The 12635-nt window shown below is 73.9% G+C and carries 12 protein-coding genes; 4 read left to right on the top strand and 8 right to left on the bottom strand.

The window, feature by feature from the left end; genetic code table 11:
* Window positions 1-156: 156 nt before the first annotated feature.
* Complete coding sequence (locus J7E86_RS02615) at window positions 157-966, bottom strand: inositol monophosphatase family protein (protein WP_215079335.1); 810 nt, start codon at window positions 964-966, stop codon at window positions 157-159.
* Between the two features lie 9 nt (window positions 967-975).
* Entirely contained in the window at window positions 976-2115 is a 1140-nt protein-coding gene (locus tag J7E86_RS02610) for a ferrochelatase (RefSeq protein ID WP_215079333.1), read from the bottom strand.
* Between the two features lie 150 nt (window positions 2116-2265).
* Between J7E86_RS02610 and J7E86_RS02605 the strand changes: the two genes are divergently transcribed.
* Both J7E86_RS02605 and J7E86_RS02600 read left to right on the top strand, forming a co-directional pair.
* Window positions 2266-3543, top strand: coding sequence for an MFS transporter (locus J7E86_RS02605; RefSeq protein ID WP_215079331.1), 1278 nt, complete (start codon window positions 2266-2268; stop codon window positions 3541-3543).
* Window positions 3497-4822: a D-arabinono-1,4-lactone oxidase gene (locus tag J7E86_RS02600; RefSeq protein ID WP_215079329.1), complete on the top strand. Its 1326-nt coding sequence runs from the start codon at window positions 3497-3499 to the stop codon at window positions 4820-4822. The genes J7E86_RS02605 and J7E86_RS02600 overlap by 47 nt, the downstream gene beginning before the upstream one ends.
* Before the next feature lie 190 nt (window positions 4823-5012).
* Here J7E86_RS02600 and J7E86_RS02595 read toward each other — a convergent pair whose 3' ends face one another.
* On the bottom strand, window positions 5013-6107 hold the full coding sequence (locus tag J7E86_RS02595) for a hypothetical protein (protein WP_215079327.1): 1095 nt from the start codon (window positions 6105-6107) through the stop codon (window positions 5013-5015).
* A 347-nt stretch (window positions 6108-6454) separates the two neighbouring features.
* Between J7E86_RS02595 and sepH the strand changes: the two genes are divergently transcribed.
* On the top strand, window positions 6455-7534 hold the full coding sequence (sepH, locus tag J7E86_RS02590; RefSeq protein WP_215079325.1) for a septation protein SepH: 1080 nt from the start codon (window positions 6455-6457) through the stop codon (window positions 7532-7534).
* Window positions 7535-7670: 136 nt separating this feature from the next.
* Here sepH and J7E86_RS02585 read toward each other — a convergent pair whose 3' ends face one another.
* Window positions 7671-8513, bottom strand: coding sequence for a sulfurtransferase (locus tag J7E86_RS02585; RefSeq protein WP_215079323.1), 843 nt, complete (start codon window positions 8511-8513; stop codon window positions 7671-7673).
* Between the two features lie 272 nt (window positions 8514-8785).
* On the opposite strand from J7E86_RS02585, the gene J7E86_RS02580 reads away from it, so the two are divergent.
* Entirely contained in the window at window positions 8786-9589 is an 804-nt protein-coding gene (locus J7E86_RS02580; protein ID WP_215079322.1) for a VOC family protein, read from the top strand.
* Here J7E86_RS02580 and J7E86_RS02575 read toward each other — a convergent pair.
* The 4 genes from J7E86_RS02575 to J7E86_RS02560 all read right to left on the bottom strand — a co-directional run.
* The gene (locus tag J7E86_RS02575) at window positions 9564-10235 is read right to left on the bottom strand and encodes a thymidine kinase (protein WP_215079320.1); all 672 of its coding nucleotides are present in this window, start codon (window positions 10233-10235) and stop codon (window positions 9564-9566) included. The two genes, J7E86_RS02580 and J7E86_RS02575, sit on opposite strands and share 26 nt — an antisense overlap.
* Window positions 10236-10297: 62 nt before the next feature.
* A complete protein-coding gene (locus tag J7E86_RS02570; protein ID WP_215079318.1) occupies window positions 10298-11509 on the bottom strand; it encodes an alkaline phosphatase family protein in 1212 nt (403 codons plus the stop codon).
* On the bottom strand, window positions 11509-12096 hold the full coding sequence (locus J7E86_RS02565) for a DUF5998 family protein (RefSeq protein ID WP_215079316.1): 588 nt from the start codon (window positions 12094-12096) through the stop codon (window positions 11509-11511). Before J7E86_RS02565 ends, J7E86_RS02570 begins: the two co-directional genes overlap by 1 nt.
* Window positions 12097-12357: 261 nt before the next feature.
* A partial coding sequence (locus tag J7E86_RS02560) for an acetate--CoA ligase family protein (RefSeq protein ID WP_215079314.1) occupies window positions 12358-12635 on the bottom strand: 278 nt, incomplete at its 5' end.

Here is a 12635-nt window from a genome sequence, read left to right as displayed (position 1 = left end):
TCGGGGCGTAAAGCGAAGCAGCCCCGACAACAGGCCCCCGCAGACCCGGCACCGACCGCCAACAAGCCCCGCGCAGCGGACACCGCCCCGCGCAGCGGCAACGGCTCCGCGCAGCGGGACCCGCACGGGGCCACCCTGCGAGACCCCGACCGGCCGTCAGGCCAAACCGTCCCGCCAAGCCCCAAGCTCTTCCAGCCGCCCCTGGAGCCGCTCGAAGAGCCCCGGCGCGGCCGCCACCGTCAGCTCCGTGGAGGCCGGGACCCCCGGGCGACCGCCCGTCACCGCACCGGCCTCGCGCGCGATCAGCGCACCCGCCGCGTAGTCCCAGGGATTGAGTCCCCGCTCGTAGTAGCCGTCCAGCCGGCCGCAAGCCACATCGCAGAGGTCGATCGCGGCCGACCCGCCCCGTCGGATGTCCCGTACCTCGGGCAGCAGCGTCCGCAGGACATCCCCCTGGGCGGCGCGCCGCGCGGCCACGTACCCGAAGCCCGTACCGATCAGCGCCTGGTCGAGCGGCACCGCGGGGCGGACCCGCAACGGTCGGTCACCCGCGAACGCGCCCGCGCCGAGCGCGGCGGAATACGTCTCGCCCCGCATCGGCGCGGCCACCACGCCCACGATCGTCTCGCCGTCGAGCTCGGCCGCGATGGAGACGGACCAGGACGGCAGGCCGTACAGGTAGTTGACCGTGCCGTCGATCGGGTCGATGACCCAGCGGACACCGCTCGTGCCCTCGGTGCTCGCGCCTTCCTCGCCGAGGACACCGTCGCCGGGGCGCCGGTCGGCCAGGAAGTCGGTGATCAGCTTCTCGGAGGCGAGGTCCATCTCGGTGACGACGTCGATGGAGCTGGTCTTGGTGGCGGCCACGCCCAGGTCGTCGGGGCGGCCGTCCCTCAGGAGCGTGCCGGCGAGGTCGGCGGCCTCCAGGGCCACGGTCAGGAGTTCGGCCTTCAGCGGGTCACTCACGGTTGCTCCTTACGCGTACGGGCTGTCGGCGCCGGCGGCGGCTGCGCGGGGGGCCCTGGCCGGGCAGCAGCCGACGGGGCAGAGGTCGTGGGAGGGGCCGAGCGCGCCCAGCGCGCAGCGCTCGGGACGTTCGCCGCGCTCGGTGGCGGCGCGCTCCAGGACGAGCTCGCGCACGGCGGCGGCGAAGCGCGGGTCGGCGCCGACGGTGGCCGCGCGGGCGACCGGCAGGCCGAGCTCGGCGGCCTTGGCGGTGGCCTCGGTGTCGAGGTCGTACTTGACCTCCATGTGGTCCGAGACGAAGCCGAAGGGGACCATGACGACGGCCGGGGCGCCCTCGCCGTGGACGGTCTCCAGGTGGTCGCAGATGTCGGGTTCGAGCCAGGGGACGTGGGGGGCGCCGCTGCGGGACTGGTAGACGAGGCGCCAGGGCCGCTCGACGCCGGTCTCCCGGCGCACCGCGTCGGCGATCAGGCGGGCGACGTCCAGGTGCTCGGCGACGTACGCGCCGCCGTCACCGTGGGCCTCGGCGGGCCCGGAGATGTCCGCGCCGGCCGTGGGGATGGAGTGGGTGGTGAAGGCCAGGTGGGCGCCCGCGCGGGCGTCCTCGGGCAGCTCGGCGAGCGCGGCGAGGGTGGCGTCGGCCATGGGTTCCACGAAGCCGGGGTGGTTGAAGTAGTGGCGCAGTTTGTCGACGCGGGGCAGGGGCAGCCCCTCGGCCTCCAGGGCGGCCAGTGCGTCCGCGAGGTTCTCGCGGTACTGCCGGCAGCCGGAGTAGGAGGCGTAGGCGCTGGTGGTGAGGGTCAGGACGCGGCGGTGTCCGTCGGCCACCAGCTCGCGCAGGGTGTCGGTGAGGTAGGGCGCCCAGTTGCGGTTGCCCCAGTAGACCGGCAGGTCCAGGCCGTGGGCGGCGAGGTCGGCGCGCAGCGCGCTCAGCAGCTCGCGGTTCTGGTCGTTGATCGGGCTGACGCCGCCGAACAGGAAGTAGTGCTGCCCGACCTCCTTGAGGCGTTCGCGGGGGATGCCGCGGCCCCGGGTGACGTTCTCCAGGAACGGGACGACCTCGTCCGGGCCTTCGGGGCCGCCGAAGGAGAGCAGCAACAGGGCGTCGTAGGGGGCTGTTGCTGGCTGGTCTGCTGGCTGATCCGACATGCGTCCGATCCTGCCACCCGTCACTGACAGCGAGGAAATGGCCGTGCATCGCACGCATGTGCGCCCGTAAGCTGTATCGACCACCTACGTTCCTTACGGCCATCCTCTCTGCGCGCCCCGATTCACCCCCGAGAACCCCTGGCGGCCCCCTTGCCCAGTCCTTACCGCGAAATATTCGCCGCACCCGGCGCCAAGGGCTTCTCCGCGGCCGGCCTGCTCGGCCGGATGCCGCTGTCGATGATGGGCATCGGCATCGTCACGATGGTCTCCCAGCTGACCGGGCAGTACGGGCTGGCCGGAGCCCTCTCGGCGACTCTCGCGGTCTCCGCCGCCGTGGTGGGTCCGCAGATATCCCGGCTGGTCGACCGGCACGGACAGCGCCGGGTGCTGCGCCCGGCGACGCTCCTGGCCGTGGTCGCCGTCGCGGGTCTGCTGGTGAGCGCGCAGCAGCGGTGGCCGGACTGGACGCTGTTCGTGTTCTCGGCGTTCGCGGGCTGCGTGCCCAGCGTGGGCTCGATGGTGCGGGCCCGGTGGGCGGCGATCCACCGCGGCACCCGCGAGCTGCACACCGCCTACGCGTTCGAGTCCGTGGTGGACGAGGTGTGCTTCATCTTCGGGCCGATCCTGGCGATCGGCCTGTCCACGCGGTGGTTCCCGGAGGCCGGCCCCCTGCTGGCCGCCTGCTTCCTGGCGGTCGGCGTCCTGTGGCTGACGGCGCAGCGCGCCACCGAGCCCGTACCGCATCCGCGCGACCACCACAGCGGCGGTTCCGCGCTGCGCTCCCCCGGGCTCCAGGTACTGGTGGGGACGTTCGTCGCGATGGGCGCGATCTTCGGGACGGTCGACGTGGTGACCGTCGCCTTCGCCGAGGAGGAGGGCCGCAAGTCCGCCGCGGCCCTGGTGCTCGCGACGTACGCGCTGGGCTCCTGCCTGGCGGGGGCGGTCTTCGGGCTGCTGCGCCTGAAGGGCGACATGGCCCGCCGCTGGCTGCTGGGGGTGTGCGCGATGGCCGTGAGTATGATCCCCCTCCAATTGGTCGGGAGCCTGCCGTTCCTGGCCGTGGCGCTCTTTGTCGCGGGCCTGTCCATCGCGCCGACCATGGTGACGACGATGGCCCTCGTCGAACAGCACGTACCGCGCGCGAAGCTGACCGAGGGCATGACCTGGACGAGCACCGGGCTCGCGGTCGGGGTGGCGCTGGGGTCGTCGGCCGCCGGCTGGGTGGTGGACGCCTCCGGGGCGGCCGCGGGGTACGCGGTGTCCGGGGTGGCGGGGGTGCTCGCGGCGGCGGTCGCGTTCCTGGGGTACCGCCGGCTGCGCAGGCCGGCGCCGCGGCGGCCGGAGGGATTCGTGCCGCAGGCAAGGGGAGGGTCTGGCGCACATGACGGAGACGACCGGAACGACCGGGACAAGGGATACGTGGCGTAACTGGGCGGGGAACGTCACCGCCCGGCCCGCGCGGACCGTGGCACCGGCGAGCACGCGCGAGCTGGCGGCGGCGGTGGCGCGGGCGGCCTCGGACGGCCTGCGGGTCAAGGCGGCCGGGACGGGGCATTCGTTCACCGCCGCGGCCGCCACGGACGGCCTGCACATACGTCCCGAGCGCCTCACCGGCATCCGGGGCATCGACCGGCGGGCCGGCACCGTGACGGTGGCCGCCGGAACGACCCTGCGGCAGCTGAACGAGACGCTGTCCACGCACGGCCTGTCGCTGGCCAACATGGGCGACATCATGGCCCAGACCGTCTCCGGGGCGGTCAGCACCGGCACCCACGGGACGGGCCGAACCTCCGCCTCGCTGTCCGCCCAGGTCACGGGCCTGGAGCTGGTCACGGCCGACGGTTCGGTGCTCACCTGTTCGGCGCGCGAGAACCCCGAGGTCCTCGCGGCGGCCCGGCTGGGCCTCGGCGCGCTGGGGGTGATCACGTCGCTGACCTTCGCGGTGGAGCCGGAGTTCCTGCTCACGGCCCGCGAGGAGCCGATGCCCCTCGACCGGGTGACGGCGGAGTTCGATCAGCTGGTCGCCGAGAACGAGCACTTCGAGTTCTACTGGTTTCCGCACACCGAAAGCTGTGTCACCAAGCGCAACAACCGCAGCGCCGGCCCCGCAGCGCCGCCCGCCCGGTTCGGCGCCTGGGTGGAGGACGAGCTGGTGTCCAACGGGCTCTTCCAGGCCGTCTGCACCGTCGGCCGCGCCGTGCCCGCCGCCGTGCCCGGCATGGCGAAGGCGGCCGGCCGCGCCCTGTCGGCCCGGACCTACACCGATGTCGCGTACAAGGTGTTCACCAGCCCGCGCCGGGTCCGGTTCGTGGAGATGGAGTACGCCCTGCCGCGCGAGGCCGCCCTGGCGGCGCTGCGGGAGCTGAGAGCGATGATCGAGCGGTCGCGCCTGCGGATCGCCTTCCCCGTGGAGGTGCGGACCGCCCCGGCCGACGACGTGCCCCTGTCGACCGCCTACGGCCGCGACACCGCCTACCTCGCCGTCCACATGTACCGGGGCGCGCCGTTCCGGGCCTACTTCACCGCGGCCGAGCAGATCATGACGGCCCACGGCGGGCGGCCGCACTGGGGGAAGCTGCACAGCCGTGACGCCGGGTATCTGGCGGAGGCGTATCCGCGCTTCGCCGAGTTCGCCGCGCTGCGGGACCGGCTGGACCCGCAGCGCGTCTTCGGCAATGACTATCTGCGGCGCGTGCTGGGGGCCTGAGGCCCTCGCGCGGGCCCCAGGGTGGTGTCCGGCGAACCTTCGGCTGCGGGCCGGCTGTGCCGCCTGCGGCGGCGAGCGCCCTGCGGGCGCGTCCTCAAACGCCGGACGGGCTTGATTCCGGCTGGGCTCAGTCGCTTTCAGCCCGTCGGGGGCACCCCCAGCGGTAGCTGGGGGAGCTTGAGGACACCGCCTAGGACACCGTGCCCGCCGCCGCGTTCTGGCCCTGCGGCGGCGGGGCGGTCTGACCGCCCCCCGTGGCCTGACCGCCGGTGGCGGCCCCGCCGGTGACCTTGTCGCCGCCCTTGCCGCTGTCCGGCGACGGGGTGCCACCGGTCGGGCCGGGCTTCGGGGAGGGCGAGGAGCCACCCTCCGACGGGGTGGGGGACGGAGTCGAGGGGTTGGGCGAACCCTCCCCCGTACCGCCGCCGGGCCGGGAACCGTGCGGGTCCGATGACGGGCCGTCCTCGTCCGTGCCGCTGTCCTGGCCACCGCCGTGCGACCGGCCCGGGTCGGGGGCCGGCGGCGGGGTGTCCTGCTTCTTCTGCGCCGAGCCGCCCTTGACGATCTGCATCACCGAGGTGCCGTCGCCGCCGTCCGCGCTGGATCCCTTGACCAGCTCGACCGCGGTGACCGTGCCCATGGCGAGCACGAAGACCGCGCCGGCGGCCAGCAGCGGGCGCTTCCAGCCGCGCATCCGGGTGCCGTGGGTCGTGCCCGTCGTGTACTCGTCATCGAGGGCCCCGGGGAACGCACCGGGGTGGACATCGGCGTGCGCGTCGGCGCGTGGATGGGAATGCGCACCCGCGTGTGCGCCGTTTCGCTCCGGCGGGTGCCCGGCACCGTGCAACAGCCGTGTCGCGTCGTCACCGGGTGTCGTCCCGGCCGCATCGACGCCCGGAAGCAACCGGGTCGCATCGGCATCGCCGGTCCCGTCAGCCCCACCCGTATGACGGAGTGCCTGGGTACGGTCCCACTCCGCGCCGCCCCGGCCGACCGCCCGGCCGGCGTCGCGCACCGGTACCTGGCGCATTTTCGGCCGTGCGGCCTGGGTCGTCGCCTCGCGGAGCTGCTCACCCGTACGTCTGAACAAGTGCTGGAAAATTGTGCCACCGGACGTGGCCACGACACTCACGACGCCGGCACCGATCACGGTGCCGTACACCCCGAGCTTGCCCGCGAGCAGGGCGGCGATCACCGCTGCCACGGCGCTGCCGGAGACCTGCGCGACGCTCAGCTCCAGACGCTTGTTCTGCCGCTTTGCCTCGCTTTCGCCTTTGTCGTCCATCTCCCGCCTCTGTTAGCCCTTTCGGTCCCTCTTGCAGGTAGAAGAGACATTCGAGCGTAACGAACAGTTCCGGTTCAGGCGATTGTGTGAACCTCGACACCCGTACGGCCGAGGCGCGCCTTCGCGGCCTGGACCAACTCCCTTCTCCCGCGTGAACTTCCATGGCGCGCCGATCCACCCCCCGTGGTCCGAATGGAGTACTGTGGCGAGCCCTGGCCCCGGTGTCCCGTCCGGCTGCCCGGACCCAACGGGAGGGGCCCAGGCGGCTCTCGCCCCGTCAACTCGGCAATGTTGTGGCAGGCTGCACCCGGGCAGGCCACACTCGACTAGCGGAAGCAGCGACGCAGGTGACGTCGGCAGGCACCACCCGGGAGGTCCCCATGCCCGAACTGCGTGTCGTGGCCGTCTCCAACGACGGCACACGGCTGGTGCTCAAGGCTGCGGACAGCACGGAGTACACCCTTCCCATCGACGAACGGTTGCGCGCCGCCGTGCGCAACGACCGTGCCCGCTTGGGCCAGATCGAGATCGAGGTGGAGAGCCATCTCCGGCCTCGTGACATCCAGGCGCGGATACGGGCGGGTGCCTCCGCGGAGGAGGTCGCCCAGCTCGCGGGCATTCCCGTCGAGCGCGTCCGCAGGTTCGAGGGCCCGGTGCTGGCCGAGCGCGCCTTCATGGCCGAGCGCGCCCGCAAGACGCCCGTACGCCGCCCCGGCGAGAACACCGGTCCGCCGCTCGGCGAGTCCGTGGCGGAGCGGCTGGTGCTGCGCGGGGCCGAGAAGGACAGCGCGCAGTGGGACTCCTGGCGCCGCGACGACGGCACCTGGGAGGTGCTGCTCGTCTACCGGTCGGCCGGTGAACCACGCGCCGCGAGCTGGAGCTTCGACCCGCCCAGGCGGATCGTTCAGGCGATGGACGACGAGGCACGGGCACTCATCGGCGAGACCGACGACACGCCCGAGCCGAGTTTCCCCTTCGTGCCGCGCATCGCCCGCCTGCCGCGGGACCGGCCGCTGGACCGGAGCCTGGACCGGCCCGCCGACCGGCAGCCGCCCGCGGCACCCCCTCCGGACACCGGGGCCGCGGCGGAGGACACGTCGAGGGAACGCGACTCGCTGACCAGCCTGCTGGAGGCCGTGCCCAGTTTCCGCGGCGACATGGTCGTGCCCGAACCGCCCTCCGTGGCGCCGGCCGTCGACGAGCCCGCCGAGGAACCGGAGGCCGTCGAGCCGCCGGCCCCGGCGGCGAGCGCGGGGGCCGCCTACGCGGATGTGCTGATGCCACGCTCCGTGGCCGGCCACCGTGACCGGCTGACCGGTACGACGGACCGCCAGGCGGAGGCGGACGGCGTACGGCCCGGTCGTCGGGCGGCCGTGCCGAGCTGGGACGAGATCGTCTTCGGCACGCGCCGCAAAAAACAGGAGTGACGAAAAAACGACAACAGGAGTAACCATCCGGCAACTCCCCGGCACCGGCCGGGGAGCCCGCCGACGCCGCACCGCCCGGCCCCGCGAAGGACCGGGCGGGCGTCGCGCCCGGCCGGGACTCCGACCGCCGGGCCGGTCAGCCCGGCTGCGGTCCCGTGGCCACCGGACGGGTGGGATCCGCGGTCCACTCGCTCCAGGAACCGACGTACAGGGCCGCCGGAACGCCCGCCACCGCCAGCGCGAGCACTTGATGCGCGGCGGAGACGCCCGAGCCGCAGTAGACGCCGACCTCGGTGCCCGGCTCGCCCGTGGCCCCGAGCTCCGCGAAGCGCGCGGTGAGCTCGGCGGCGGGCCGGAACCGGCCGTCCCCGGTCACGTTCTCGGCCGTCGGAGCGGAGACCGCGCCGGGAATATGGCCGGCGACGGGGTCGATCGGCTCCACCTCGCCCCGGTAACGCTCGGCCGCCCGCGCGTCCAGCAGCAGGCCCCGCCGGGCCAGCGCCGCCGCGCCGTCCGCGTCGAGCAGGGGCAGTGCCCCGGGCCGCGGAACGAAGTCGCCCTCCTTCACGGACGGGATCTCCGCGGTCAGCAGGCCGTCCCGCGCGGTCCACGCGGCCAGGCCGCCGTCGAGGACCCGTACGTCCTGGTGGCCCGCCCATCGCAGCATCCACCAGGTGCGGGCGGCCGCCCAGCCCTGGCCCCCGTCGTAGACGACGACGGGACGGTCCGAGCGGACCCCGGCCCGCCGCATCACGGCCCCGAACTCCCCCGTGTCCGGCAGCGGGTGACGGCCCCTCTCCCCCGGTGTGCCGGCGAGTTCGGCGTCGAGGTCCACATAGACCGCGCCGGGCAGGTGCCCGGCCTCGTACACCGGGCGGCCGGGCGGCCCCCCGAGCTGGTAGCGGATGTCCAGCAGCGTCGGCGGCCGCTCGCTCGCCAACGCGCTCATGAGTTCGACTGCGGTGATGATGGGCTTCATGGCCCCCATCCTCGCGTAGCCGGCGCTGCGCCGAACGGCCCCCTGGCGGGGCGACGCACAGCTGATCGATACTGGACGGCCATGGCGCCGAACCGGGAACGACCCGCGAATTCGGGCATTCTCCTGCGGGAACCCGTGGATCCCGGCGCGGCCGGGGGGCGCGCCACGCCCGGTGGTGCAAACATCTGGACGTGCCCCGTCCCGTACCACCCGCGCGCCGCAGAACGGCGCGGGACGCGCGGCCACCCCGATGGTCCGAGGAGAGAATGACGATGACCGAGGTTTGGGGGTCCCCCCGGAGCAGCACGGGGGAGGCTCGGCCCGCTCCTGGCACCCCGTGCTGGACGAGCCTCCTGGCGCACGACCTGGAATCGATCAAGGACTTCTACAGCGGTCTGTTCGGCTGGAGCTACTACAGCCCCGGGCCCCGACAGCTGGGTCCGTACGTACGGGCCACGCTCGACGGCCGCGACGTGGCCGGGCTCGGCGAGGTGACGCCCGGGCGCCGACTGCCGACCGCCTGGACCACCTACCTCGCGAGCGACGACGCCGACGCGGCCGCGGAGTGGATCCGCTGCTGCGGCGGCACCGTGGGCGTGGGACCGCTGGCCGCGGAGGACGCGGGCCGCCTGGTGCTGGCGACCGACCCGGAGGGGGCGCCGTTCGGGGTGTGGCAGGGGCAGCAGCTGGTGGGCCCTCAGCTGACGGGTGTTCCGGGGACGCCGGTGTGGCACGAACTGGTGACCCGGCGCACGGCCACGGTCGTCAAGTTCTACCAGTCGCTCTTCGGCTACGAGGCCAAGCCGGCGGAGTCGGCGGACACCGACTGCCTCACGCTGTGCCTCGACGGCCGCCCGGTCGCGGCGCTGCGCGGCATCGGCGCCGCGCTCCCGCGCGCGCTGGGCCCGCACTGGATGACGTACTTCGAGGTGGCGGACACCGAGGCCGCGGCTGCCCGGGTGAGCGGGCTCGGCGGGCGGGTCCTGGAGCCCCCGCGGGAAGGGCCGGCCGGCCCGGTGGCCACGGTCGCGGACCCGGAGGGGGCCGTCCTCACGCTCCTGCGGACGGCTCGTTAGCGGGGTCGACGGGCAGGACGTCGGGTGACAGGGCCGCCGCGTGGGCCGCGGCCGAGGTCAGCCGGCGGCGGTGGTGACGCCGGCACAGCACCTCGTAACCGACCACGGCCTCCGGCTGGTTGACGTCGCCGACGACCACCTGCGCGCCTTCGACGACCATCCGGCCGCCGACCGTACGGGCGTTGTGCGTGGCCCGCGCGCCGCACCAGCAGAGCGCCTCGACCTGGAGCACCTCTATGCGGTCGGCGAGTTCGATCAGGCGCTGGGAGCCGGGGAAGAGCTTGGTGCGGAAGTCGGTGGTGATGCCGAAGGCGAAGACGTCGAGTTCGAGGTCGTCGACGACCCTCGCCAGCTGGTCGACCTGCCCGGGGTCGAGGAACTGCGCCTCGTCGGCGATGACGTAGTCCGCGCGGCCGCCCGCGGAGAGGTGGGCGACGATGTGCGCGTAGAAGTCGAAGCCCTCGCCCGCCTCGACGGAGTCGGTGACCAGGCCGAGCCGGGAGGAGAGCTTGCCCGTGCCCGCCCGGTCGTCGCGCGTGAAGATCATCCCCTGGAGGCCGCGGGCGGATCGGTTGTGTTCGATCTGCAGAGCGAGGGTGCTCTTTCCGCAGTCCATGGTTCCGGAGAAGAACACCAGCTCGGGCATGGAGAAGCCAATGCCTTTCGTCAGTCGTCGAGTCGGGGAGGTGAAGGGGGCGGGACCGCGGTTCAGGACCGCACTTCGAGGAGCGGCACCAACTGCTCCACGGGCGTCATCGAGCCGTGCAGCCCGACCATCTGGGACTCGTTGGGCTCGGTCTCGGTGGCGACGATCGCGATGTCGTCGCGGGCGGCGGCGACGACATCGCCGATCCGTCCGTGCACGCGGTCGTCCACGCCGTCCCCGGGCCGGCCGAACCAGCCCGCCTCGATCGCCTCGTCCCGTCCGGCGACCCACATCTGCTCGCCGAGCACCTCGCGCCACACGGCCAGCACGTCGGCGGCGGCGCCGGGCACGGCGTAGACGTGGCGTGCGCGGGCCTCGCCGCCGAGGAGGGCGACGCCCGCGCGCAGCTCCCAGTCCTCGTCGAAGTCGATGCGCGACTCGGGGTCGAAGGGGATGTCGATCATGCCGTGGTCGGCGGTGACGTACAGCACCGAGCGCGGCGGGAGTTGTTCGGCGAGCCGCTGGGCGAGCCGGTCGACGTACATGAGCTGACCGCGCCAGTCGTCGGAGTCGACGCCGAAGCGGTGGCCCTTGCCGTCGAGGTCGCTGTAGTAGGTGTAGACGAGCGTGCGGTCGGCGGCGCCGAGGCGGTCGGCGGCGAGGTCCATCCGGTCCTCGCCGGAGAGGCGGCCGTGGAAGGTGCCGCCGCTGAGGGCGATCTTCGTCAGCGGGGTGTGCTGGAAGTCGGGCGCGGAGACCTGGCAGGTGTGCACGCCCGCCGCGTCGGCGAGTTGGAAGACGGTGGGGTACGGCTGCCAGGCGTGCGGGTCGGTCCACGGGCGCCAGCGCAGCTGGTTCATCAGCGCGCCGGTCGCCGGGTCGGCGACGGTGTAGCCGGGCAGGCCGTGGGCGCCGGGCGGCAGGCCGGTGCCGACCGAGGCGAGCGAGGTCGCGGTGGTGGACGGGAAGCCTGCGGTCATGGGCTCGCCGGTGCCGTTCAGGGAACCGGCCATCAGCGAGTGCAGGAACGGCGCCTCGGCGGGGTGGGCGCGCAGCAGCTCCCAGCCCATGCCGTCGACGAGGAAGACGCCGACCCGGTCGGCGGGCGTCAGCTCCATGCCGGAGCCCAGGCCGGGGACGCCCATGCCGGTCGCGATGGAGGGCAGCAGGTCGGCGAGCGAGCCGGTGCCGTAGCGCGGGAGAGGGGCGGAGCGCGGGTCGAGCGGGGCGGGCTCGGGCCAGGCCGGGCCGCCCGAGGTGAGCGGGTAGGACATCAGCGGCCGGTCGCCGCGGTCGCCTCGGAGAGCGCCTGGGCGAAGGCCAGCGCCTGGCGGACGGTGTCCGGGCCGTCGCCGGCCTCGCTGACGCGCAGGCTCAGGTCGTCGGCCGTGGAGGAGCCGGTGTAGCCGTGGTCGGCGTCGCAGTTGGGGTCGCCGCAGGCGGCGGGCTCCAGGTCGATCCGGGAGACCGCGCCCCAGCCGATGGTGAGGACGACCTCGCGGGGCAGGGTGCCCGGGGTGTACGCCTCGGGGTTGGCGACGACGCGGCTGAGCACGACCGAGGAGATCCGGCCGATCTTGACCGACTCGGTGGAGGTGGTGGCGTACGGCGAGGGGGAGGTGCCGTCGGCGGCCTGCTCGTCGGTGTGGCTGACGATGAAACGGTTGCCGGTCAGGACGAGGACGGTGACGTGGCGGCGCACCTCGTTGGAGTCGAACGTCGTCTCCTGGTGCACCAGGTACGACGCGACCGGCTCCCCGCCCACGGCGGCCTCCACCGCCTCGGCCACGAGGGCCGGGTAGTAGCCGCTGCGCTCGATCGCCGCGCGCAGCCCTTGGGTCGTCGTACCGGTCTTCGCCATACGCCCATCCTACGGGGCGTACGAGGTCCCTCCGCGCGTGCCCGCACGGCTGATCGCGGCCCCGGGCGGCCTCCGCCGGGCCGTGTCCGGCGGATCACGTGAGCGGGTGCGGGGGGCGTGTCGTACGCACCACCGCTGCGCGGCGGTGTCGTCAAGCTCCCCCAGCTACCGCTGGGGGAGCTTGAGGTCGCGCCCGGAGGGCGCCCGCCGCCGCAGGCGGCAAAGACGGCGGCCCGCGGCCGAAGACCCACCGGACACCCCCTAGACCACCGGCAGGCTTCTCGGCCCCAGGTCCGTACGGGCCGGGGGCGGGGCGAGGCGCAGGGTGGCGCCGAGGACGTGGACGCCCTGCGGGGCGACGATCACGGGCTCCAGGTCGGCGCCGACGACCTCGGGGTGGTCGTCCACCAGCCGGGAGACGCGCAGCAGCAGCTCCTGGAGGGCGCGGGTGTCCACGGGGGCGGTGCCGCGCCAGCCGAAGAGGAGGGGTGCGGTGCGGATGGAGCGGATCTGTTCGGCGGCGTCGCGGTCGGTGACGG

It is taken from the genome of Streptomyces sp. ISL-11 (genome assembly GCF_018614525.1).
Classification (GTDB): domain Bacteria; phylum Actinomycetota; class Actinomycetes; order Streptomycetales; family Streptomycetaceae; genus Streptomyces.
The sequence above is the reverse complement of the archived record's forward strand: the minus strand, read 5'-3'. Positions and strand labels throughout refer to the sequence as shown.

Excerpts from the sequence above, each read along its gene's own strand:
- J7E86_RS02595 (WP_215079327.1), bottom strand. The coding sequence starts at position 6,107 with ATGGACGACAAAGGCGAAAGCGAGGCAAAGCGGCAGAACAAGCGTCTG.
- J7E86_RS02610 (WP_215079333.1), bottom strand. The coding sequence starts at position 2,115 with ATGTCGGATCAGCCAGCAGACCAGCCAGCAACAGCCCCCTACGACGCC.
- J7E86_RS02575 (WP_215079320.1), bottom strand. The coding sequence starts at position 10,235 with ATGCCCGAGCTGGTGTTCTTCTCCGGAACCATGGACTGCGGAAAGAGC.
- J7E86_RS02580 (WP_215079322.1), top strand. The coding sequence starts at position 8,786 with ATGACCGAGGTTTGGGGGTCCCCCCGGAGCAGCACGGGGGAGGCTCGG.
- J7E86_RS02585 (WP_215079323.1), bottom strand. The coding sequence starts at position 8,513 with ATGAAGCCCATCATCACCGCAGTCGAACTCATGAGCGCGTTGGCGAGC.
- J7E86_RS02600 (WP_215079329.1), top strand. The coding sequence starts at position 3,497 with ATGACGGAGACGACCGGAACGACCGGGACAAGGGATACGTGGCGTAAC.
- J7E86_RS02570 (WP_215079318.1), bottom strand. The coding sequence starts at position 11,509 with ATGTCCTACCCGCTCACCTCGGGCGGCCCGGCCTGGCCCGAGCCCGCC.
- J7E86_RS02565 (WP_215079316.1), bottom strand. The coding sequence starts at position 12,096 with ATGGCGAAGACCGGTACGACGACCCAAGGGCTGCGCGCGGCGATCGAG.